General features: G+C 66.8%; 16 protein-coding genes and 2 pseudogenes. 6 read left to right on the forward strand and 12 right to left on the reverse strand.

Annotated elements, in window-relative coordinates:
- Positions 1–65: 65 nt before the first annotated feature.
- The 3 genes from ACZ63I_RS12800 to ACZ63I_RS12810 all read right to left on the reverse strand — a co-directional run bounded on the left by ACZ63I_RS12800 (position 66) and on the right by ACZ63I_RS12810 (position 5,805).
- On the reverse strand, positions 66–3,626 hold the full coding sequence (locus ACZ63I_RS12800; RefSeq protein WP_469338079.1) for a LamG domain-containing protein: 3,561 nt from the start codon (positions 3,624–3,626) through the stop codon (positions 66–68).
- A 1,035-nt stretch (positions 3,627–4,661) separates the two neighbouring features.
- Positions 4,662–5,075 carry a putative quinol monooxygenase gene (locus ACZ63I_RS12805; RefSeq protein ID WP_469338081.1) on the reverse strand — a complete coding sequence of 138 codons (414 nt, stop codon included), beginning with the start codon at positions 5,073–5,075 and terminating at the stop codon, positions 4,662–4,664.
- Positions 5,029–5,805, reverse strand: coding sequence for an NADPH-dependent FMN reductase (locus ACZ63I_RS12810; RefSeq protein ID WP_469338083.1), 777 nt, complete (start codon positions 5,803–5,805; stop codon positions 5,029–5,031). The genes ACZ63I_RS12805 and ACZ63I_RS12810 overlap by 47 nt, the downstream gene beginning before the upstream one ends.
- 90 nt (positions 5,806–5,895) lie before the next feature.
- Between ACZ63I_RS12810 and ACZ63I_RS12815 the strand changes: the two genes are divergently transcribed.
- Positions 5,896–6,408, forward strand: coding sequence for a MarR family winged helix-turn-helix transcriptional regulator (locus ACZ63I_RS12815; protein WP_469338085.1), 513 nt, complete (start codon positions 5,896–5,898; stop codon positions 6,406–6,408).
- A 107-nt stretch (positions 6,409–6,515) separates the two neighbouring features.
- Here ACZ63I_RS12815 and ACZ63I_RS12820 read toward each other — a convergent pair whose 3' ends face one another.
- Positions 6,516–7,145: a TetR family transcriptional regulator gene (locus tag ACZ63I_RS12820; protein WP_469338087.1), complete on the reverse strand. Its 630-nt coding sequence runs from the start codon at positions 7,143–7,145 to the stop codon at positions 6,516–6,518.
- A gap of 75 nt (positions 7,146–7,220) precedes the next feature.
- Here ACZ63I_RS12820 and ACZ63I_RS12825 point away from each other — a divergent pair, with 75 nt between their 5' ends.
- The gene (locus tag ACZ63I_RS12825) at positions 7,221–8,105 is read left to right on the forward strand and encodes a ketopantoate reductase family protein (RefSeq protein ID WP_469338088.1); all 885 of its coding nucleotides are present in this window, start codon (positions 7,221–7,223) and stop codon (positions 8,103–8,105) included.
- A gap of 353 nt (positions 8,106–8,458) precedes the next feature.
- Here the strand turns inward: ACZ63I_RS12825 and ACZ63I_RS12830 are convergent, their stop codons facing one another.
- Together ACZ63I_RS12830 and ACZ63I_RS12835 are read right to left on the reverse strand one after the other, a co-directional pair.
- The gene (locus ACZ63I_RS12830) at positions 8,459–9,550 is read right to left on the reverse strand and encodes a Gfo/Idh/MocA family protein (protein WP_469338090.1); all 1,092 of its coding nucleotides are present in this window, start codon (positions 9,548–9,550) and stop codon (positions 8,459–8,461) included.
- Between the two features lie 104 nt (positions 9,551–9,654).
- Complete coding sequence (locus ACZ63I_RS12835; protein ID WP_469338091.1) at positions 9,655–10,626, reverse strand: aldo/keto reductase; 972 nt, start codon at positions 10,624–10,626, stop codon at positions 9,655–9,657.
- Between the two features lie 95 nt (positions 10,627–10,721).
- Between ACZ63I_RS12835 and ACZ63I_RS12840 the strand changes: the two genes are divergently transcribed.
- Together ACZ63I_RS12840 and ACZ63I_RS12845 are read left to right on the forward strand one after the other, a co-directional pair.
- Positions 10,722–11,354, forward strand: coding sequence for a MarR family winged helix-turn-helix transcriptional regulator (locus tag ACZ63I_RS12840; RefSeq protein ID WP_469338093.1), 633 nt, complete (start codon positions 10,722–10,724; stop codon positions 11,352–11,354).
- Positions 11,355–12,462: 1,108 nt separating this feature from the next.
- A pseudogene (locus ACZ63I_RS12845) lies at positions 12,463–12,748 on the forward strand (hypothetical protein); the annotation flags it as partial.
- A 42-nt stretch (positions 12,749–12,790) separates the two neighbouring features.
- On the opposite strand, the gene ACZ63I_RS12850 reads toward ACZ63I_RS12845, so the two are convergent.
- The 4 genes from ACZ63I_RS12850 to ACZ63I_RS12865 all read right to left on the reverse strand — a co-directional run bounded on the left by ACZ63I_RS12850 (position 12,791) and on the right by ACZ63I_RS12865 (position 15,882).
- Complete coding sequence (locus ACZ63I_RS12850; RefSeq protein WP_469338095.1) at positions 12,791–13,438, reverse strand: hypothetical protein; 648 nt, start codon at positions 13,436–13,438, stop codon at positions 12,791–12,793.
- On the reverse strand, positions 13,425–14,720 hold the full coding sequence (locus ACZ63I_RS12855; protein WP_469338096.1) for a DUF7224 domain-containing protein: 1,296 nt from the start codon (positions 14,718–14,720) through the stop codon (positions 13,425–13,427). Before ACZ63I_RS12855 ends, ACZ63I_RS12850 begins: the two co-directional genes overlap by 14 nt.
- Positions 14,714–15,466 (reverse strand): ATP-binding cassette domain-containing protein, encoded by a 753-nt coding sequence (locus ACZ63I_RS12860; RefSeq protein WP_469338098.1) that lies wholly within the window; start codon positions 15,464–15,466, stop codon positions 14,714–14,716. The genes ACZ63I_RS12855 and ACZ63I_RS12860 overlap by 7 nt, the downstream gene beginning before the upstream one ends.
- A gap of 86 nt (positions 15,467–15,552) precedes the next feature.
- The gene (locus ACZ63I_RS12865; RefSeq protein ID WP_469338100.1) at positions 15,553–15,882 is read right to left on the reverse strand and encodes a hypothetical protein; all 330 of its coding nucleotides are present in this window, start codon (positions 15,880–15,882) and stop codon (positions 15,553–15,555) included.
- 782 nt (positions 15,883–16,664) lie between these two features.
- Here ACZ63I_RS12865 and ACZ63I_RS12870 point away from each other — a divergent pair.
- Both ACZ63I_RS12870 and ACZ63I_RS12875 read left to right on the forward strand, forming a co-directional pair.
- A pseudogene (locus ACZ63I_RS12870) lies at positions 16,665–17,092 on the forward strand (hypothetical protein).
- A gap of 342 nt (positions 17,093–17,434) precedes the next feature.
- Positions 17,435–17,686 (forward strand): hypothetical protein, encoded by a 252-nt coding sequence (locus ACZ63I_RS12875; RefSeq protein WP_469338102.1) that lies wholly within the window; start codon positions 17,435–17,437, stop codon positions 17,684–17,686.
- A 571-nt stretch (positions 17,687–18,257) separates the two neighbouring features.
- On the opposite strand, the gene ACZ63I_RS12880 is transcribed toward ACZ63I_RS12875, so the two are convergent.
- Both ACZ63I_RS12880 and ACZ63I_RS12885 read right to left on the reverse strand, forming a co-directional pair.
- Positions 18,258–19,598, reverse strand: coding sequence for a class I SAM-dependent RNA methyltransferase (locus tag ACZ63I_RS12880; protein WP_469338104.1), 1,341 nt, complete (start codon positions 19,596–19,598; stop codon positions 18,258–18,260).
- Between the two features lie 77 nt (positions 19,599–19,675).
- Positions 19,676–21,775, reverse strand: coding sequence for an APC family permease (locus ACZ63I_RS12885; RefSeq protein ID WP_469338106.1), 2,100 nt, complete (start codon positions 21,773–21,775; stop codon positions 19,676–19,678).
- Positions 21,776–21,953: the final 178 nt, after the last annotated feature.

A 21,953-nucleotide genomic window follows, 5' to 3' on the forward strand; every position in this document is an offset into this window, starting at 1 on the left:
TTAGGGAGGTACAGGGGCCAGCCGGTGGACGAAAGGGAAGGCCCCCTTCGTCCACCGGGACCGGATCAGTCGTCGGCGATGACGCGTGAGCGGACCTGGTCGGCAGTCATCGCTCCGGCCCAGATACGCAGTCGGCCCAATTGCCCCGCGAAGCGACTGCTGTCGGAAGTGCCGCCCATAGCCAGGCTGCCGGTGCCTTGCCCGGGAACGGTGACGGCATTGTTGAGACCGTCATCCACCGACTGGGCACCCACGTACAGGTGCATACGGCCGCTCTGCTCCTGCGCGTCGTACACACCGGTCAGCGTCACCGGGGAACTCGTGTCAGCCGGTCCGGACAGATCCGTCACATCAGCCGTGGCCACACTGGTTCCGGAGGATGTAGTGCGCAGGAACTTCCACACATAGATGTCCGGCCCCAACTTCTGCACGACCAGGGCCCACGACGCGCCGCCGCTTCCGGCCTGGCCCGCGATCTGAGCCTCATAACCATCAGCTTTGGTGTTGAGTACGTCCGGATTGATCTGGGCCTGGGCGGAGACCGTGAAGGATCCCGTCTCGTCGATCGCCGGCCCGGTCACCGCCGCATAGCCGTTACTGCCGTCCAGCACCAAGGTGCTGGATTCCTCGTCGAGATGTGCCCCGCCGGACAGTGCCATGGCACCGATCGGGTAGGGAGAGAACTCGCCGACCGCTGCTCCCGAAGAACTCTCGGCGTTCCAGTCACCGACCAGTTCGACGGCTGGTGCGTCGGCGTCAGCCTCGGGTGTCGTAGCCTCCGCGGCGACCTCGTCTGCGGACAGTGCGCTCTGCCAGACCGCGACCTCGTCTATGCGGCCACGGAAGTACTGCCCCGCCGCGCCCCGCACGATCGACCGCCCGACCTGCAAGCCCTTGCTCGCCTCCCAGGGGACGTAACTGGGCGCAGCGGCACGCAGGTTGACCGGGTTGCCCTGGGCGCGGCCGTTGACGAACAACTGGATGGTGTCGTCCTGCGGTGTCCGGTTGCCGTTCGCATCAGTGGCGGCGGTGAAGACACCGGCAAGGTGTGTCCACACCCGCGTCGGCGGGTCGACCATCGTCGCGTTCGACCTGACGATGACGGGGGTGGCCGCGTCGGTGGCCGTGTAGTGGAACGCGTACGTCCTGGTCGACGACGAGTAGTACAGGGCGAACGCCTGGGCCTGCTGGCCGGGTGCGGTGAGGATCATCCGGCTGGACGAGGCGTCCGTGAGGTTCACCCACGCCGAGACGGTGAACGAGTGGGCGGTGTTCACCACCGGCGCTGACGCGTCGGCGTACATCTGCTGCGCGGGGTCGCTGCTGTCCATCCACAGCGAGGTGTCCTCTTCACCCCGTCGCGCCATGATGGAGAACCCGGAACCACCGCGGAGCGTCAAGTCATGCGCCGGTGCGGAAGGATCGTGCTGCGGGTCCTCGCCTGAGCTGTCCTTGGCGATGGTCTCCCCGGAACCGGGAGCAGCGTCGTCGAAGTGCCAGCGGCCGACGGGGCCTGGCGGCAGGCTCACTTGGAAGTCGAACGTCTGCGGCGTACCGAGCCGGGCCCGGACGTCGATGGCCCACACCTTCAAGAAGTGCGTACCGCCCATGGTCGGGACGGCGTTGGTGATCTCGGCCGTGTGATCGGCTTTCGCCGTAACGGTGTGCGCGGCACCGACCTGACCGCCCGGCCCGTTCAACGTCCATTGGTACTTGGTGATGTCCGTGTCCGCACTGTTCGGCTTGAACACGAAGCTGCCGGCAACACCCGGACCGCCCTTGGGAGAACACGGATCAGTCGCGCATTCCACATAGGGCGAACCGTTGACCGGATCCTTGGGTGCGATCGTCGGGATCTTGGGCGCGGAGGAGTCGATCGTGAAGTAACACCAGGGCGAGAAAACGGAGTACAACTCGCCGCTGCCACCGTTGTACGACCAATGAGACTGGGTACGGGCGCGATAACGGTACTGAGTACCGTCCGTACGCTTCGTCGCCTGCTTGTCGAGCAGCGTGCCGTCCGGCACATAGCCACTGTCAGGACTGTCGTCGGCCCAGATCTCTTCCCAGGCACCGGTGTCGAGCTTGCGCTCGATCCGGTAATTGGCCTTCAGTTGGCCCTTGCTGTCATTGGCGCCCGGCGAGACCTCCGTCTCCACCCGTGCCCGGACCGTGGGCTGCTCCACCGTGACCGCAAGCGGGGCGCCGGCCGGCTCGCAGAACCCGGCCGACTTCACCCCGGCCACCCCCGGGATGACACCGACATTGATCGGGACACCCGGATCCGGCACGTAGTCCACAGTCAGCTCGGCGTTGTCGTCGAAACGCTTCCAGGCGCGCGGTTCCCCCTCGTCGAAGGGACGCAGCATCAGCGTGAGGCGAGAGAATTTCCCGTCGGCGAAGTCCCGCACATTCTGGGTCAGGCCGCCGTTGAACTCGATCCAGGAATCGGGCTGGGACGGATCGCATTCATCTCCGCGACCTGCTGACACCTTCCTCGAATCCATCAGACTACCGATGGTCGGACCCGGCCACCGCGTCCCCTCGGAGATATTACCGGTGCGCTCCAGATTGATCGTATAAGGATTGCAGTTGAAAGACCACGTCTCATGCGCCCGGAACGTGGCATGCAGAACATGCTTTCCGGCCAGACCGGCCGGGCTGAACTCGAAGTACATCCGGTTCGCGTAATTGTCTCCGCAGTAATAGCCGTCCGCGTTCGAACAGCGCCCCACGCCGTATTCGCCGGAGAACTGGTAGAACTTGTCGCCGTCGGTGGACAGCACCGTCCGCTCCGCGCGTGAGAGGCCCACCGACGGATCGATCCGCACCGGGTAGACCGTGTCATCGCCGCGCAGCAGACTCAGGTCGGGGACGACAGCGATGCTGTCGGCGTCGACCTGTACGGGCAGCGTGGCCGTCGTGTCACCGTCACGCGGCTGAACGGAACCCGGGTCGCCCGTGCTGGGCGAGTCCTCCGGACCGGCGGCCCGGGACATCTTCCCCTGGACGCCTGCGCCGGTGTCCTCCCCGGCGGAGTCCCACATCTTCCCGGCAGGACCGGTGAACACCGCGTTGCCGTCATCGTCGACCGCGCGCAGACCGCCGCCGGCTCCCGCGACCAGGGACACACCCTTGGCCGCGACGGCGAACCGTACCTCCTCCAGGGCCTCGTTCCGTGCGGCCTCCGCGGACTTGACCAGCAGAACCTCCCGATACCCGTCGGGCGCCGCAGTCAACTGCAGATCCACACCGGGCAGAACCTCGGAGTAGGTCGCCGTCGCCCCGTCCAGCGTCGGCTGGGGAAGATCGCCCGGCCACCGCACCGACAACGAGCTGCTCTCATGCCCCAGCCGGACCATGTCCTGTCCACCGCCGGCCGAGAACGACACATCCAGCGCGGCGTAGCGCGGTCCGACCGACCCGTCAGCCCGGTGTACGAGCGTCGCGTCCATGTCATGCCAAGCGCCAGAGGCATCCTTCACCCGCTGCGGCGACGTCGCCTGCTTCAGCGTGTACGTCCCGTCCGGATTCGCGAAGGTCTGTGCGTATTCGGTTCGCGCCGCGGTCACCTCGACCGGCTCGCCCGATGCGGCAGCCATCTCCGACGGCGTTCGCGGCGCCAACGTTTCAGCGTGAACAGCCGGAGAATTCACGACGGCCATTCCACTGGCAAGCAATGCCCCCGTCAGAAACCTCGCAATGCCACGACGTCTTCGCGCGCTACGCACGAAAAACCCGCCCACCATGTGAATTCACAGGCCCCACCCCATGGACACAAAAACTTCACGAATGCTGCATTGATCCAACCAAGGAACCACACAGGAAATCAACAGTGACGTGGATCACACGCTGATGATTTGCGGGCGAATCGCCGAGAGTGTGGGCCTTTCGAGATCAACTATCACTGAGCGCAAGATGAACAGTTGAATGACAGAAAACAAATTCGAAGCAAATCGAAGAACGGCAGTGGTGGATTACGGAGGTGAGGCGAGGTTCTGGGCGCCTATTACTGAGAGCAGTTGGAGCTTCTCGTGGCGCGCTCGCCCTAGAGCCGGGCGAACTCCGGGCTGATGTCGAGGAGTCCGCGGGCGACGATGGTGGCGCGGCCTGTGCGCCCTTGGCGGGCCGCGAGGGTGCGGAGGTCGGCGGTGAAAGTGCGGCTGTGCGAGTAGTGGTCTCGGTCTCGCCGAGGGTGGTGACGCCCCGCGCGTCGGGGCTGGTCGGCGCGTATAGCGCGGGCAGCGCGCCGGTCTCGGACCGCTGGACCAGGAACGGGACGAGCTTCGAGCTTGGGGGCCATCAGGTCCGGGTGCGCGGTGTTGGAGACGATGCCCCAGCCTGCCGTACGACTGCGCCGGTCCAGTTCGAGCGCGAACAGCATCTGGGCCAGCTCGGACTGGCCGTACGCCTTCGTCGCCCCTTCATCGCCTGGTACGTGCCCTCGTACTGCGGGTGTCGGCCGACGCGCGGACCGACGTCAGGGACGCGAGGTCGAGATCCGTCGTGGTGACCCGCGAATGCGCTCGAACGTGGCCGCGCCCTTGTGCGGGTTGCGGACCGGCAGCACCAGGTCGGCCCCGGCCGAGGCGAGCCTGGTGGCGCTCTGGAGCGCCGGTCCGTCGCTCGTGCCGGTGACCTGTCTTCGTCAGGCCGGACGACTACGCCCGGTGTGCGGAGGAGTGGAGTTCATGGACGAAGTCGCCGGAGATGTCTTCGAAGATCTCGCTCTTGGTGGCCATGTACTCCGCCATGTAGTCGCGCCGGCCGTGGGCCATGTTGGCTTCGAGGCTGACCCAGTGCTCCAGAAGAGTGAACGACCTCGGGTCGTCCCGGTCCTGGAAGACGCGGAACTCCAGGCAGTCCGGGTTGGCGCGGGTCGGTTCGGTGATCTTCTCCAGTGCTTGCTGCGCGGCGGCGATCTTGTCGGGCCGGGCGTGCAGCTTGACGAGGACGATCAGGGGCCCGGGGTACGGCTCCGGCGGCGGCGCGCCCGCGAGGTCTGCGGGGGCGGTGGGGGCGGTGGACTCAGTGCCAGTGGGGGGCTTCGGGGCCTGGGGGCGAGCGTCGGACATCAAAGTTCTCACTTTCTCTGACTCTCTGATGGACCGGCATCGGTCGCGGGTCCTTCGCAGGTGACCGAGGTGAGGCCGTTGGGCTCGTAGCCGCTTCGGCCTTGAGCATCGCGTCCCGTAGCCGGGCGCGCCCAGGCACCAACTCGCCGCCCGCCCGCGCCTGTTCCAGGGCCGCCGACCACCACGCCAGATCGTCGAGGAGGACATCGAGGGCCGCGTTGGTGACGGGGCTCGTGGGGCGGCCGGTGTCGTCGAAGGCGTCGTTGGCGAACGGCATCACGACCGTGTTGCGCAGCGGCACCGCCTCCGTCTCCACGACGATCTGGGCAAGGTGTTCGATCGCCCGTATCCCACCGCCGATGCCCGCGCTGTAGCCGACGGCGGCGACCGGCTTGTTGCGGAAGGCGTTGGACGCCCAGACCGAGTCGATGGCGTTCTTCAGCACGCCCGGGATGCTGTGGTTGTACTCACTGGTCACCACGATGTAGGCGTCCGCCTCCTTGATGGCCCGGTTCCACGCCTTGACGAGCGGTTCGGAGTACGTGGGGTCGTCCATGTCGCCCAACGTGCCGAAGTGCTCGGAGAAGAAGGGCAGCGGCCAGTCCCGCAGGTCCAGCACCTCCACGTCGAAGCTCCCCTGTGCTGCGGCCGCGGACGCCACCCAGGGCGCTACCCGGTCGGCGGCCCTGGTCGGTCGGGTGGTTCCCACGATGATCTTCAGCTTGGACATGTGTGCCTCCGCGTCATGGTCGACAGATCATTAGCGTAGGACCAATCGTTGCAGATTACCAATCATTGATGGCCGGGGTATCGTGAGCGGATGGAGAGCAAGCGGACGACCTTCGACGGCCAGTCCATGCCGCTGATCGTCCATCTCGCGCGGATGGGCCGACGTGCCGCCGACGCGTCGACCGAGGAAGGCGGCCTGCGCCACCGTCAGGTGATCGCGCTCACCTTGCTGAGCAGCCGCGGAGCGATGAGCCAGCAGGCGCTCGGGGAGGTGCTGGGCCTGGATCCCAGCAATGTCGTCGGGCTCCTCAACGACCTCGAAGACCGCGGGCTGACCAGCCGCCGCCGCGACCCGTCGGACCGCCGGCGCCACATCGTGGAACTGTCCCGGGACGGCGATACGGCACTGGCGGCAGCGCAGGCGCGACTCGCGGAGGTCGAGGACGAGATCCTGCACGCGCTCACTCCCGAGGAGCGCACGGCACTGCATGAGCTGCTGGTACGCGCGGTCGGCGGCGCGGGCGCTGCGGGCGTCGCAGGCTCCGGTCACGACGGGTGTGACGCGACCGAGGCGGATGCCGCGCTGCCACCTCGGTGCGACTGACGTCCGTGCGGCGGCGGAAGACGATCATGTTGCCGGTTCGCGCAATCGCTGGACGCCCGGCGAGGCGATAGGGGCCGACCAGGCACAGCCGTCAGCGCCCAGGCCCGTCAGGCGCTGGTAGGTGGCGCGCTCATCGCCGCCGCCAGGAACGTCATCGCCCAGCGCCGGGAGGACTCGCCCCCGGCCGGGCACGCATCGACCGGGGGGTGCTGGTTGTATACGTCGACGCGGTCCACGGCCGTCACGGCGAGGATCCCCCGCATCCGGAACCACAGCTCCTCCGGGGACAGGCCGGGCAGTGCGCGCGCGAAGGCCGCGAAGTAGCGGTCGCGGACCGTGTCCTCCGCCTCGCCCGTCCAACTGCGCATCTCCTCGGCCGGGTCGCCGATGATCGTCACGATCAGCCGTGACGTCCGGGCGCCGCCCTCGTCGCCGCCGGGCATCTCGTCGAACAGCGGGCCGGCGAACGCCTCCACCAGTTCGGCGACCGACGGGTCCTGGCCCCGGGCCAGCAGTCGGTCGAGTTCGGCGCTCTGCGCCGCGTTGATGGGCTCGACCACCCGGCGGACGACCACGGCCAGCAGCTCCGCCTTCGAGCCGAAGTGGTACGCGACGGCGGCCAGGTTCGCCCCGGCGAGGTCCGTGATCGCGCGGACCGAGGTGCCGCGGAAACCGCGCTCGGCGAAGAGGTGCTCGGCCGCGTCGAGGATCTTGGTGCGGGTGTCGGATGGCGCCATGCGTGCGTACTATACAGTCGTTTGATTGAAACGAACGTTTGACTTACCTGACCGCACGCGTGAAAGAGGAGCGGCATGAAACTGCTCGTGTACGGCGCCGGGGTCACCGGCACCCTGTTCGCCGCCCGCCTCCATGAGGCCGGGCAGGACGTCGCACTCCTCGCCCGGGGCGAGCGCCTGGCCGCGCTGCGCCGGCACGGCGTACAGCTCGCCGAAGAGGACAGCCCGACCGTCAGGCAGGTACCGGTACCGGTGGTCGAGCACCCGGCCGGCGACTACGACCTGATCGCCGTCTTCGTCCGCACCCACCAGGTGGACGCGGTGCTGGAGTCACTCGCCGGTATCGAAGCCGACGTACTGTTCCTGCTCAACTGGGCAGCGGGCCCCGAGCCGTTGGGTGCGGCGATCGGCCACGACCGGGTGCTGCTCGGCTTCCCCACGGACGGCGGCACCATGGACGGCGACGTGGTCCGCTACCGAGCGGCCACCTTCATGACCCGCCGGGTCGCGATGCCGATCGGCGAACCCGACGGCCGTACGACCCCGCGACTGGAACGCACCGTACGTGCCTTCCGCACGGCCGGGATCAACGCCAAGTCCGAGCCGCGGATGGACACCTGGCTCAAGACGCACGCCGCGTTCGAGGTGCCCCTCGGCCAGGCGGTACACACGGCGGGCGGCCCGGTGGCGCTCGCCGACGATCCGGACGCGGTCCGCGCCATGCTCCACGTCATCCGGCACAACCTGACCGCCCTGCCGACACCACCGGTCCCCCGCGCCTTCGCCGCGCTGCGGACGCTACCGGAAGCGCTGCTCGTACCCGTGTTGCGACGCTTCCTACGCAGCCCGACGGCGGTACACAGCGGACTCAACGACGCCTCGCCCGCGACGACAGCCGAACTCGACGCGCTGGCCGAACAGTTGCGCACGTACGCGACGGCCGACGGGCGAGGCCGATGATCCCGTCCCGCAGCTCGTCAGCGAGAGGGTATACGCCCTTGACGCACCGGCAAGCAGTTGCTTCAGCGCGACATCCGTACGGGTCCCCCCACAGCCTCAGCCCGGAAACCGACCGCAGCGCGTACCGGGACACCGCGGCCCGAAGATGAAGGATCTCAGCCCCGAGGACTCCGTACCGGCGCGCGACGTTGCAGTGGAGGCAGCGACTCCCCAGGGCCAGACTGGGTGCGCCAAGTGCCTTCTAAGCACTTGCCGGTGAGTTCGACGGGCCCGGCGAGGCTACGGGGATGCCATGGCGCAAGGCCCGTATGCGCCACCACCTCTCCTCCGAACCGTGCTGCACGGCCTGCGTGTTACTGACGGATCCCGGTCTGCGCGGCCCGGACGATCCGGGCGATCAAGCGGCTGTTGTGGGCCGCGTGCCGGAACCCCGGAGTGTGGTGGGTACCGCTCGCGATGTCGCCGGCGAGGCCGGCGTACACCTCGCCCACGTTGATGGACGCACCTGCCCATATCTCGGCGGCAGTTGGGCCCACCCCCGTGGCGACGGGGCTGTCCGGCGGGGTGAAGTCCACGCTCGACGACAGCGCGAGGTCGCCGACCTGAACGCCTGCGGGGTGACTGCCCGTCAGCGTCAGCCAGCCGTCCGATCCGCGCACCTCCATTCGGAATTGGGCATCCGGTACGGGCACGCCGGCCAGGATCTGCACCCCCACCGGAGCGCCCGACGAGGTCTTCAGGATGGCGTCGAGATGATCCGGGACCTCCCGGACGGTCGTCGCGCCGGTGTCGGCGAACTTGACCTCCGGCCAGAGGAGTTCCGTGCGCGCGTCGATCTCGGTGATGTCGCCCAGAACCGTCTCGACCACATCCAGGACGTGTCCCGCCGCGACCGTCAGGAACCTGGCACCCGCCGCCGCCTTGTCGAAGTACTCGTAACCGCTCGCCGACTCCGGGCCGTTGCCGAATGTCGTCGCGGTGACCCGCGCCGAGAGCAGTCGCCCGAGCCGGCCTTCCGCGATGATCTCTGCCGCCCGGCGAACCGACGGGTTGAGCCGGCCCTGCAGACCGATCGCGGTGTGCAGCGAACCGGCCGCTTCGGCCATCTCCTCCGCCTCCGCCACGGTCGTGCCCAGCGGGGACTCCGAGTACACCGCCTTGTTCGCCGCCAAGGCGGCGAGCACCAGCTCACGGTGGGCCGGGACCTTCACCGCGACGGTGACGAGGTCGATCGAAGGGTCGCCGATGAGCGCGTAGGGATCCGCGAACCACCGCTTGGCCCCGAAGGTCTCGGCCGCGCGGCGTGCGCTCTCTTCGTGCCGGGTCGCCACGGCCTCCAAGGAGAACCGCGGCTGGGCCGCGAGTGCGGGTATGTGGGACGCCCCCGCCCAACTCGCCTTCGTATCCGCTCCGATGATGCCGACACGGATCACGTTGCTCCGCACGTCGTCCAGCTCCATTCGTCTTCGAACGCGGCACGGCCGATCCGTGCCGCGAGGGTTGTCCACCGCCGACATCCGATCCGAGCCTGAAGGGCTCAACCGATGGGTCAGTGATCGATCGCGGCCATGTCGGGCTCCGCATGACGAGCGCCGGACGCCGGTGCCAGGTCGTTCAGACGGGCGAGGTGGCCAGCGGTGAGCCTGATGCCGTCGGCCGCGCTGTTCTCCTCCAGCCGGTCGACCCGTTTCGTTCCGGGGATGGGCGCGATGCCTTCTCCCTGTGCGAGGAGCCAGGCCAGAGCGACCTGGGCGGGCGTCACTCCGACATCGGCGGCGATCGCGCTGACCTCGTCGACGATGCGCAGGTTGCGTGTGAAGTTGTCGCCGGTGAAACGAGGATTGGTGCGCCGCCAGTCGGTGGCGTCCAGGCCGTCGAGGGAGCGGATGTCACCCGTGAGGAAGCCGTGTCCGAGCGGCGAGTAGGGAACCAGCCCGATCCCGAACTCCCGCAGCGTGGGCAGCACTTCGGTTTCAGGGTCGCGGGTCCACAGCGAGTACTCGGTCTGGACGGCGGACACCGGGTGCACGGCGTGGGCCCGGCGGATCGTCGCCGCGGATGCCTCCGACAGCCCGACGTGACGCACCTTGCCCGCCGCCACCAGCGCGCTCAGCGCTCCCATGGTCTCCTCGACGGGGGTGCTGGGGTCGATCCGGTGCTGGTAGTAGAGGTCGATGTGATCGGTGCCGAGCCGCCGCAGCGAGCCGTCCACGGCGGCTCTGACGTTGGCGGGCGTGCCGTCGAGACCGGGTCGGCCGGTGTGGGAGACGAGGCCGAACTTGGTGGCGAGTACGACCTCGTCCCGGCGGCCCTTGATCGCGCGCCCCACCAGTTCTTCGTTCACGTAGGGCCCGTACACCTCCGCGGTGTCGATGTGCGTGACACCGAGGTCCAGAGCGCGGTGGATCGTACGGATCGACTCGGCGTCCGCACGTCCGGCGCCCGTGTAGAACGCCGACATGCCCATGGCTCCGAGCCCGATACGCGAGACCTCCAGCCCGCCCAGCGATGTGACCTTCATCCGGTAGTCCTCTCCTGCGACGCAACGTGAACTTGATGCGTCAATAACTACACCCGTGGACTTGAAGCGTCAACAACGACTGTTAGTGTGGTGGCATGGCAGAGACCACGGCGGGAGGCAAAGAGCGGCGCCGCAGTCAGGCGCGGGAGGATCCGGTCACAGAAGGGCCTGATGGCGCGGATACCGGCGGACCTGCCGCCGCACCGCGATGGCTGAGCCCGGACGAGCTGGCAGCCTGGCTGGCCAACTCCGCGATCATGATCAGCTTGCCTGCGGCCCTGGACGCGCGCATGCAGCGCGAGTCCCAACTGACCTTCTTCGAGTACATGGTGCTGTCGGTGCTGTCCGAGGAGCCGGCCCACACGCTCCAGATGAGCGACCTGGCGGCGCGCACGTCAGCGTCGCTGTCACGGCTGTCGCACGTCGTCGGCCGGCTGGAGAAGCGCGGACTGCTCACCCGAACCCGGGTTCCCGGCCCCGGCAGACGCACCAACACGACGCTGACCGACGCCGGTTACCAGGAGGTCGTCGCCGCGGCGCCCGGCCATGTCGCCGCGGTCCGCGAGTACTTGATGGACGAGCTCGAACCCCACGAGCTGTCGGCCCTGCGCCGCATCGGCACCGCGGTCGAAGCCGCCATCAAGCGCGGCAAACCCGACGGCGCCTCCGCGACACAGACCGCACCCGAAACATCAACACACGGCGACGGGGCAACCCCGGCCCCATGAGCCGTGCCTCACACGGCGCCGACAGGCCGCGGGCGCCGGTTGCGGCCGCCGGTTGCGGAGCTGACGCAGCCGCCACCCGCAGGGTGTGTCTCTGAACGCGCAACAGGCGAGCGTCAGTTCAGCGAACGGGGACCCATGATGCCCCGCATGCGCGGGGAGGACGCCGTGGGCCGCGATGTCCTCCAGGACGGCGGCGTCCTCCCCGCGCATGCGGGGGTGTCCCGCTCCAGCCACTCGACATCTACGCTCCACCGCCCGCGCTGGAAACGAGGCCGTTCAACGAACCCGTACAGCCGTATAGAACCGAAGGGCGCCCGTCAGCCACGGAAGTCCCCCCTGGACTTTTCTGGGACTTCCGGCCCCATCAAGCGGCACGAACGTGAAACAGCAGAAAGGTCATTCGCGCAGGACAGCGACCGCCAACCGCTCATCACGGCAGGTCACCGCACTAGCTGGTCTCTTCCGCCACATCTGACACGCCGTGCAGCGCAAGAGGACCAGCTCCTCGCGGGCGCTACCCCGAAGGCTTCAACAGCCGTCTGACCCCGCCCTCACCCCATGAATATCGGAAGTTGTTGCCACGCACCGCCCCGGAGGGGACGCTCAGCCCAGCCCCCAGCCTGCAAGGAATGAGATCTGACAGCTCACCAGCCATCAAGATCGACGAGCGTCAAGATGCCCTGCAAGCGTCATTTCAGCGTCAAGATATTGCCCGTAACGCCCACACCGCACTACGCGCACCACCCGAACTCGCGGGTCAGAGGCCCTTTGTGACAGGTTCAAGGATCGTCACGCACTCCACGTGGTGCGTCACGGACATACCGTGCACGCCGACATCGTCCTCGGGCTCGTTACCCAGGCCGCCCCACCGCGTCCGGTCCTGCCGAACGGCCCCCCGGAACGCTCGCCGGCGACGCGTCAGCGCCCTCCTCGGCGCCACCCAGCGCGGCTGGTGCGCAGGCCCGATGGTCCGTCTCCTAGAACTCCTGCAGACCAGCGGCCAGTTCGCCAGCGCTCTGGAGACGGTGCGGGGGCGTAAGATCGCCGCCCGCCTCTCGGCACTGGCACGGCAGGTCGAGGTCGTCACCCGCAGCGTGCCACTGAGTAGGAGGCTGCCTACGCATGGGCGAAGCAGTCCGACATGCCTCAGGTGGAAGGTCCGGAGAAGGCCTTCGGCTGGGGCGAGCGGTCCCGTCACCATCTGATGACGGCCGCGCACACCGCGCTGGTCGTGGAGGGGCACTTGGGACGAGGCTGACTGGGCCCGACTGGAGGATAAGGCCCGATCCATCACCAATACAGGATGGTGGATCGATCAACGCGATACAGACAGCACCGACCTGAACGAACTCCTCGATTCCACCACTGAGCACTATCACGGAACGGAGAACCCTTCCGGAGATCCGCCGGGTCTCCTCACCACCAAAACCTCGGCGCTATTCCATGCCGCCGTCAAGTCTCCTGGAGGAGAGATATTTAACCATCCCAGAAGCAACTTCCCTCCGCCAGTCCGTCGCTGAGGTCGCGGTAATCCCCGCGAATTGAGCGACCCCGGCGACTACCCAGCTAAATTCATCATTAGCCGGGTTGGCCGTCCAATCCCACCAGTTGGCGGGATACCAGATGACCAGAAATGCCGATCCCAGCGGAATGACCCACCCTAGTTGAGGCCCCAGTAGCCTGACCGAGATCATGGCAAGGCCGAACCAGATCAATAGGGACCGGACAAATACGGCTCCGGCTTCAGGACCGACAGCGATGGTCTCGGCGCTGAATGAAAGAATACAAACCGTCACCGTCAATACTGCACAGAAAGCGATGCGGAACCGGTACATCTGAAACGCACCCATTTCTTCATGGGCCGCCATCGAGCCGTCCAAAGCAGCAGCGAGGAAGACGGCAGAGAAGAGAGGCAACTCGTGCCGAAATGGGATGCCAGTACTAATCCCGCCGCTACCGATTGAGGGAAGTGCAATAGGGAAACCACCGAGGAATGCTGAAATCAGGGCCACAGTGACCGTCCCCGCAAGGACTGTTACTCCGTGGTGAACTCTTGCGTAGCGGATCAGCTCAGTACCGTTCATCGGGCTTGCACCAGGACGGGTCGATTTGGCTGCGTTGCTCGGCGAGCCAGTTCTGCTGTGCGGTGGATGACATCCGCGAGGCTTTAGTCGCTTCGCGCTGGGCGACGGATACTCCTTGCATATGGAGTCCCTTGTCCGCCAGTGCGGGGTCCTGGCCTGTGGATCGGTACTCAAGCCAGAGGTGAATATTGTCTATCGCTTGCCAGGCCCGCCGCTCCCGTTGCGGAGGCCGGCAGCGGCCGAACGACTCGGTGAAGACGTTGTCTGCCATGGCGATTGCAGCCGTGCGTACGTGCCCTTCGGCGATGTCGAACCCGCGATCTCCCCACCGGGTTCGACGGAGTCCAAACTCGCGAAACTCATCCGGCGCTTTCATCTTGGGCTGAATAGGCTGATCCAAACGCTGCGCCATGCGGGTCAACTCGGGCAGGTATTTTCGGTGCTCTGGCCACACGCACACCTGCGGAGCGTTCTCCCCGGATTGTTCGCACAGTGGAGTAACGGCCAAGGAAGATCGCATCCCGCTCAGTTCGCCTGCAGCCGATATGGAAGTCAGCGCAAGGAAGGACGCTGCAACTGATCCGATGGCGACACCGCGAATGAGCAGAGATGTCTGATGACGGGGCATTTGACGCTCAGGGCCCCTGCGCAACGGCGGGGCTGTCACCGCGAGCACGGCGAGAGCCAGAGCGAACACGAGCCTTGCGGCGACCGGCTGCAGGTGCAGGTGGGTGTCAGGTGGGCCTGCGAGAACGTTGAATTTGATGGGTAGGGCCAGGAAACTGATGAAACAACCCAAGGCGCAGACGACGGGAGTGAACGCGGCGGAGGGCCACCAGCGGCCAGCAAGATGTCCCACGGACGCGAAGATGATCAGAGTCGATGCGCCCAGCAGGAGGTAGGACGGCCAGAGAAAGCCGGGGCCAGCTTCCCGGAATGAGACGGCCGCTGCCGTGAGGCATCCGACCAAGTAGGCGAGAAAGCCGAGAGTGAGAGTGGCAGCCAGTCGTGCGGTCTCCATTTGCCAGCCCCGTCGGGGTGCGGCGAGCAGGCTTTCGGGCATCCGTGCGCGGGAGGATCGACCGGCCTGCCAGGCGGACACACCTGCGAGGACGGGGCCCAGGAAGAGAGTGACGACTTGGGCGGCAACACTCGCCTCGGGCCACACGCCAATCCAGGACTGTGACCTTCCGAAGAGCACCAGCAGATCCACGGCGATCATGACTGGAAAAGCAAGGAGCAGGGGAGAGCGCCGCAGTTCGATGCTGTAGGCGTTCAACATGCAGTCTCCCCGTTCGATCGGCTGTAGCCGAGTACCTGCATGTAGCCGCGTTCCAGGGGGCTGTCTCCCGGGGCCTTCGACGTGGCCAGGTCACCGAGGTGCTGGGGAGTGCCGCTGTGGAGTATCTGTCCGTCACTCAGCACAAGTACCCTGTCACAGGCTGCCCCTACATCCTCTACCAGGTGCGTACTGAGAACGACGGCCGCCCCCGCGCGGGCAAGAGTACGGATGAGCTCGCGAAAGTCGAGGCGCTGAGCGGGGTCGAGGCCAGCTGTGGGCTCATCGAGCAGGAGCAAGGAAGGCGATCCGACGATCGCAGCGGCGATCCCAGCTCTGCGCAGCATGCCGCCGGACAGTGACTTCATTCGATCGCGGGCTCTATCGGCCAATCCAACGGCCGCCAGAGCCTCCTTGGTCGCCGAATCGGCCTGCTTAGTGGGGACTTCACGAAGCCACGCGCAATAGCGAACGAAGTCGGTAATGGAGAATGCCGGGTAGTAGCCAAAATCCTGCGGTAGATAGCCGATGCGGCGACGGGCTCGGCGCGCCTCCCGCTCGCTAGTCACGGGGACACCGAATAGTTCCAGTTTTCCACTCTGCGGTGGTGCGATCGTGGCGAGAGTGCGAAACAGTGTCGTCTTTCCCGCCCCATTGGGACCCAGCAATCCCGTGACACCGGACTGGATAGAAAGATCAAGGCCCTCGATGATGTGTCGGCCGTTGTATCCCTGCGTGAGATCCGTCAATCGGGCGACAGGAGTAGTCGTCATTTTCAGTATTCCCGAGACTGCGTGGTGGGCTCGCTTAAGTGACGAGCCCACCACAGCGTTAACTAAAGAGAGACATGCGTTTTGTTGAGCTTGAAGGTGCACTCGTAGGTGGAGAGCTTACCCACAAAGCCGTCGTACACGCTCTTGTAGATTTGCTCGTCGATTTCGTTGTTGCAATCATAGTTCGTGTAGTACCCGTAAGACGGGTAATTTGTCGCATCGTTGCAGTAACCGTGCCCTGACGTGGTGTACCAGTAACCCCGGCAACCCTCGTTCCAGGAAGCTTCGTTAGAGGCGCTTGAGATCGGCGCCGCAATTCCAATAGCGGCTGCCGCGAAGGCCGTGACAACCAGCCCCTTCACCATCTTGGAGCCCGATACTCTCGCTGCCATTCGCATCAGAATTTCCCCCCTCAGTACCGAATTTTAGGACGCGAAACGCCCCCCGAACGTTGCGTAGCGAACTTAACACACACTGTAGGCGCAACGGAAGGAGGCCGCGCTTAATCCACAACTCGTCGGCAATCACCCTCCAGTGAGCATTGGGCGGTTTGTTCCCGATGTCAGATTAATTGGTTTTATCAAACTTCACAAAGAGGACAAGGGCCACAGTCATATACCACATCTGACGCAATGAGCTAATTCGTTGGCGTGACGAGGCGGCAGACGGGGTTGCGGAAGACTTCTTGGATGTCTACCCGTCGTTGCCAGAGATGTGAATTTCCGAAGCCGACAATCAGGCGTAAAAGCGCTTTCGCTCAGCCTCTTACTATGGAATTGAGGCGTCGTTGATGCTGTCTCGGTTGGAAGCGGTCCGCCATCATCGCCGGCCGCAGCAGGACTCAGCCACACATTGGGGGACAGCTTCGCTGTGTCATCCGCCATCCCAATGCCGATGCATCTCCGGTGCGGGCATGACGGGCACGGTCGATCGCGTTTGACTGGCCGGTGGGTGTCACGGGATCGCCGCCCGGATCGTCACACGCATGCCGTGAATCCTTGGCTTGTGACCTGCTCGTCTTCAGCAATGCTGCCGGGGCAGGCGACCGCATGGCGAAAAGCCTGTCCCGGCGAGGCACGCGGAACATAGCCGCAGAACACCGGTGAGCCAAACCGGCCGATCTCCGGACCATTGATCCTCCCACCGCAACACCGCCCCGGGTGTATGGACTTGCATGACGCTGCCGCCCCGCTCGTCTCCGATCTCCGTGCCAGCGCCCGTTCGCCTCACCCCAACCCGGGACATCACGCACCGGCACTTCCTGCCAGGCGACCAGGTCGTCGTCATCGAGGGCGTCGCCGGTACCGAGTTGTGGGGGACGCGATGCGGATCGTCGCCCCGTCCTGCCACCCCCCGACCGACAAGGACGGATGACGGCTGCACGATCCAACCGGCGGAGCGCGGCCGTACGTCACCGCGCACGCGCGCTACCTCGTCCAACTCTCGCGGCGTTGCCCGGACTGCCTGATCCATCTCCGGGCCATGGAGAACCTCCTGCTGCCGAAGTACGCCGGCCCCGACACCCTTGTCGACTGCGGCTGGTACACCGTCACGGCCCTGGGCCAGCTCGTGCACATCGCCGACGTCTGGAGCGGGCGGTGACCCTCCCCGTCTGCCGGACCGGCCGCGCCCTTGCCTCCTCAAGACGAGGACCCGAGCCACCGCCGATCTGGCCGACCCCTGCTAGCCGGTGCGCCGGGCTGAGGAGTTGAGCGGACTCGGTGCCAACTGGCTGCAACCGGCAGAGGTGTGCACGGACGCCGCCCAGGCGGTACGTTCCGCCGGGCACAGCGTCCTGGATCTACTGTGCCCCGACCAGGTCTCGGCCGCCGGACCCGATCCGATCACCGCCCGCACGCTGCAGCATCTGTATCTCAGCGCCCTGCGGTTCGACTTCCGCTGCGGCACCCTTCAAGCCTTGGTCGAACACAACTCCCCCACAGCGTGCGCGGGTCGCTGGACTGCTACAGCCGCGCCCTATACACCTTCGCACTGCTGGGCCAGTCCCGGCCCGAGGGCCTGACCGTCATGGACGAGATTCTCGCCGTGGCTGGGGATCATGCAGAGACGCTGCATGTTCTGCTACACGGGCTGTGGCTCGGCCAGGACCTGGACCGGGGCGCGGAGCGGCTCCTTGACCTCAGCACCCGCACGGCCTTCGGCACCGGAGATCCGATCGTCCTGTTCCGCGCGTAGCGCCACCCAATCTGGTTGACCGGATAAATGGCCGTCCCGGTCGCGCATACATGCGAAGTGCAAGACGCGCCGTTGTTTATGTATTCGGTCCAGTTCACCTTGTACCCCACCTACGCGGGAAGGACTCCGGCTCGTCGACGGGCTACTGCGGCTCGGCCGGTTCACCCCCACCGAGGTGGAAGTGAGCCGGCCCCCATTCCGCCCCGGATCAACCGGAGTCGACCCTCCACAGCCGCCAAGACGGGGAGACTCGACGAAGCCCATCGGCCAAGATCCGGGCCATTTGCAGGCCAGAGCATCCTCAAGTCAACGTCGTCGCAAGCGTCTTCCCTGTTCAGTGGCTATCTGATCCGTGTACCACCAGTAGACGAAGAACCTGCCGGGCCCTCAGCTCATATGACTTGGCACGGCGGCTTGGCACGACGACGATTCTCGGCCCAGCCGAGACGCCGCCTAGTCAACAGAGGGTCTGACCAGCGAGTCGAAACAGATGATGCCCCATCAGAACAAGCGTCATCTCGGCGGCAACATATCGCCCTGACGCCCGCCCCCGTCGCGTAAGTCGCCCCCGTCAGGCGCCCTTTGACGCCGGTTCCAGGATCGCCACGCATTCCACGTGGTGCGTCATCGGGAACAAGTCGAACGCTCGCAGGGTGCGGGGCTTGTAGCCGCCCTCGCGGAAGTAGGCCAAGTCGCGGGCCAGGGCTGCTGGGTCGCAGGCTACGTAGGCGATTCTGCGGGCGCCCAGGGTGGTGAGGTGTTTGACCACCTGCTTGCCTGCTCCCGCGCGTGGCGGGTCCAGGACGATCAGGTCTGTTTCCGTGATGCGGGTGCGGGGCAGGATCGCGTCGACCTTGCCGTGTTCGATGCGGACGCGGGGCAGGTCCTGGAGGTTGTGGACCGCGTCCTCCGCCGCGCGTCTGCCTGACTCGATGCCGAGTACCGCGCCTGTTTCGCCCACCCGTTCGGCGATCGCGCCGGCGAAGAGGCCGACGCCGCAGTAGAGGTCCAGGGCGCTGTCGCCCTTGCGGGGCATCAGGCCCTGCATGACCGCTTCGACCAGGATCTGCGGTGCCTGCGGGTGGACCTGCCAGAAGCCGCCCATGCCGACGCGGTACGTGCGGCCGTCGGCGCGTTCGCGGACGAAGGCTCGGCCGTGGACGCGGTGCACTCCCCCGTCGTGCTCCTCGACGCGCAGGACGGAGACCGGCTTGTCGAGTTCGACCAGCGGCAGCCGGCCGCCCGCGCGGGGGGCGACGATGACCTGGCGGTCGCCCGAGCCTGAGGCGGCGATGGCCTCGACCGTGGCGATCTGCGGCCAGTCGCGGTGCTCGACGCCCAGTTCGCTGACGCCCTCGGTGGCGATCAGGCACTGGTCGATGATCTCGACGTCGTGCGAGCGGTGCTTGCGCAGCCCCACCCGGCCGTCCTCGTCGACCGCGTACTGCACGCGGGAGCGCCACGCCGGGACCTCGCCCGCCGGGAGCTTGTCGCCGGGGGCCGGCATGACCGTACCGTCCCAGCCGGCCTCCTCCGGGGTGAGGCCCGCGAGGCGCTTCAACTGCTCGGTGATCACATCGCCCTTGAGGCGGCGCTGGGTGCCGGGCTTGGCGTGCTGCCAGTCGCAGCCGGCGCAGCGGCCGGGGCCCGCGTACGGGCAGGGCGCCTCGACGCGCTCCTTGGACGGCTCGACGATCTTCACCGCGTCGGCCCGCAGATAGCGGGAGTTCTCCTCGCCCTCCGTGACCCGGGCGACGATCCGCTCCCCGGGCAGCGCGTGCCGGACGAACAACACCTGGCCCTCCGGGGTACGGGCGATGCAGTGGCCGCCGTGCGCGACGGGGCCGACCTCGACCTCGTACTCCTCCCCGACCAGCGAAGCCTGCTCTGAAGGCTGGGGTTGCGTTGACATGAAGGGGTGGCTCCAGGGATCAGGGAATCAAGGGGGAACGAGACAGTCTACGTGGCTGCCGTCCCCCCTTTCGCCAGTCACTTCTTCGAGGGGTCCTTCGAGCGCGAGGGGTCCTTCGGGCGCGAGGTGTCCTTCGGGCGCGAGGTGTCCTTCGGGCGCGCGTCCACCGGGCCCCGCCTGACCGCCCCCGGCGCGTTGTACACGCCCCGCCGCTTCGCCCGCTGCTTCGCCAGCTCCGACGATTCGAGCTGGTACGGCACGGACGTGACCATGACCCCCGGCGTGAACAGCAGCCTGCCCTTGAGGCGCAGCGCGCTCTGGTTGTGCAGCAGGTGCTCGTACCAGCGGCCGACGACGTACTCGGGGATGTAGATGCTGATCACGTCGCGCGGATTCTCGGTGCGCAGGCCGCGTACGTACTCTATGACCGGCCGGGTGATCTCCCGGTACGGCGAGTCGAGGATCTTCAGCGGCACATTGATGCCGCGCCGTTCCCACTCCGCCCGCAGCGCCTTCGTCTCCGCCGGGTCGACGCTGATGCTGAGCGCCTCCAGGGTGTCGGAGCGCATCAGCTTCGCGTAGCCGAGCGCGCGCAGGGTCGGCTTGTGCAGCTTGGAGACGAGCACGATCGAGTGCACCCGGGACGGCTTTATCGTGTCGTCGGACGGGCCTTCGGCCGCCGCGATCTCGTCGGCGACCCGGTCGTAGTGCTTGCGGATCGCCGTCATCGTCCCGAAGAAGATGACCATGCCCAGCAGCGCCACCCAGGCGCCGTGGGTGAACTTGGTCGCGAGGACGACGACGAGCACGAGCCCGGTGAAGAAGGCGCCGAAGGCGTTGATCGCGCGTGAGCGGACCATGTGGCGGCGCTTGGCCGGGTCCCGTTCGGTGCGCAGATGGCGGTTCCAGTGCCGGACCATGCCGGTCTGGCTGAGGGTGAAGGAGACGAAGACCCCGACGATGTAGAGCTGGATCAGCCGGGTGGAGTCGGCCCCGTAGATGATGACGAGCAGCGCGGCGGCGCCCGCCAGCAGCACGATGCCGTTGGAGAAGGCGAGCCGGTCGCCCCGGGTGTGGAGCTGGCGCGGCAGGTAGCGGTCCTGGGCGAGGATCGAGCCGAGCAGCGGGAAGCCGTTGTACGCGGTGTTCGCGGCCAGGAACAGGACGAGCGCGGTGGCCGCGGCGAGGACCACGAAGAGGAAGGTGCCCTGGCCGAAGACGGCCGCGGCGACCTGGGAGATGACCGGGTCCTGGACGAAGCCGCTGCCGACGGGGACGCCGTTCTTGAGCAGGTCGGTGGCCGGCTCCGACGCCATCCGTACGTGCGTGGCCATGGCCAGCACGATGATGCCGCAGAACATGGTGACGGCGAGGCCGCCCATCAGGGCGAGCGTCGTCGCCGCGTTCTTGCTCTTGGGCTTGCGGAACGCCGGTACGCCGTTGCTGATCGCCTCGACGCCGGTGAGCGCCGCGCAGCCGGAGGAGAAGGCGCGCAGCAGCAGGAAGACCATGGCGAAGCCGGCCAGCCCGCTGTTCTCCGCCTTGATGTGGAAGGAGGCGGTGGGGGCGCTCATCGTGTCGTTCAGCACCAGGCCGCGGATGGCGCCCCAGATGATCATGATGAAGACGCCGCCGACGAAGACATACGTCGGGATGGCGAAGAGCTTGCCGGACTCCCGGACCCCGCGCAGGTTCATCAGCGTCAGCAGCACGATGACGACGACGGCGCAGATGACCTTGTGTTCGACGACGAAGGGGATGGCGGAGCCGAGGTTCTCGACGCCGGAGGCGATCGACACGGCCACGGTCAGCACGTAGTCGACCAGCAGGGCGCTGGCGACCGTGAGCCCCGCCTTGGGGCCGAGGTTGGTGGTGGCCACCTCGTAGTCGCCGCCGCCGCTGGGGTACGCGTGCACGTTCTGCCGGTACGAGGCGACGACGGTGAACATCAGGACGACGACGGCCAGCGCGATCCACGGGCTGAAGTGGTACGCCGAGACGCCCGCGACGGACAGCACCAGGAGCACTTCCCCGGGTGCGTAGGCCACCGATGACAGCGGGTCGGAGGCGAAGACGGGCAGCGCGATGCGCTTGGGCAGCAGCGTCTCACCCAGCTTGTCGCTGCGCAGCGCCCGTCCGATCAGGATCCGCTTGGGCACGTCGGTCAGTTTGGACACGGGGCAGATCGTATGCGTTCGAACAGGTCACCGTGCAGTCAGTCCCCCTATTACCCGGCCCGGGCACGGGTTCTTGGGACGATCGTGATGAAGGCAACGTGCACGTTCCCGCATAAGCTCGTGGCTCGGGGAATGCCGCGTACGGTTGCCCCAATGGTGCCCGGCAGGTCGACAAGAA

The organism is Streptomyces sp. NPDC087906, from assembly GCF_055584925.1.

Bases quoted from the DNA above. Each gene is read 5' to 3' on its own strand.
- ACZ63I_RS12805 (WP_469338081.1), bottom strand. From the start codon at position 5,075: ATGTCCGACGCTCGCCCCCAGGCCCCGAAGCCCCCCACTGGCACTGAG.
- ACZ63I_RS12825 (WP_469338088.1), top strand. From the start codon at position 7,221: ATGAAACTGCTCGTGTACGGCGCCGGGGTCACCGGCACCCTGTTCGCC.
- ACZ63I_RS12865 (WP_469338100.1), bottom strand. From the start codon at position 15,882: ATGGCAGCGAGAGTATCGGGCTCCAAGATGGTGAAGGGGCTGGTTGTC.
- ACZ63I_RS12815 (WP_469338085.1), top strand. From the start codon at position 5,896: ATGGAGAGCAAGCGGACGACCTTCGACGGCCAGTCCATGCCGCTGATC.
- ACZ63I_RS12880 (WP_469338104.1), bottom strand. From the start codon at position 19,598: ATGTCAACGCAACCCCAGCCTTCAGAGCAGGCTTCGCTGGTCGGGGAG.
- ACZ63I_RS12855 (WP_469338096.1), bottom strand. From the start codon at position 14,720: ATGTTGAACGCCTACAGCATCGAACTGCGGCGCTCTCCCCTGCTCCTT.
- ACZ63I_RS12810 (WP_469338083.1), bottom strand. From the start codon at position 5,805: ATGTCCAAGCTGAAGATCATCGTGGGAACCACCCGACCGACCAGGGCC.
- ACZ63I_RS12850 (WP_469338095.1), bottom strand. From the start codon at position 13,438: ATGAACGGTACTGAGCTGATCCGCTACGCAAGAGTTCACCACGGAGTA.
- ACZ63I_RS12835 (WP_469338091.1), bottom strand. From the start codon at position 10,626: ATGAAGGTCACATCGCTGGGCGGGCTGGAGGTCTCGCGTATCGGGCTC.
- ACZ63I_RS12820 (WP_469338087.1), bottom strand. From the start codon at position 7,145: ATGGCGCCATCCGACACCCGCACCAAGATCCTCGACGCGGCCGAGCAC.
- ACZ63I_RS12840 (WP_469338093.1), top strand. From the start codon at position 10,722: ATGGCAGAGACCACGGCGGGAGGCAAAGAGCGGCGCCGCAGTCAGGCG.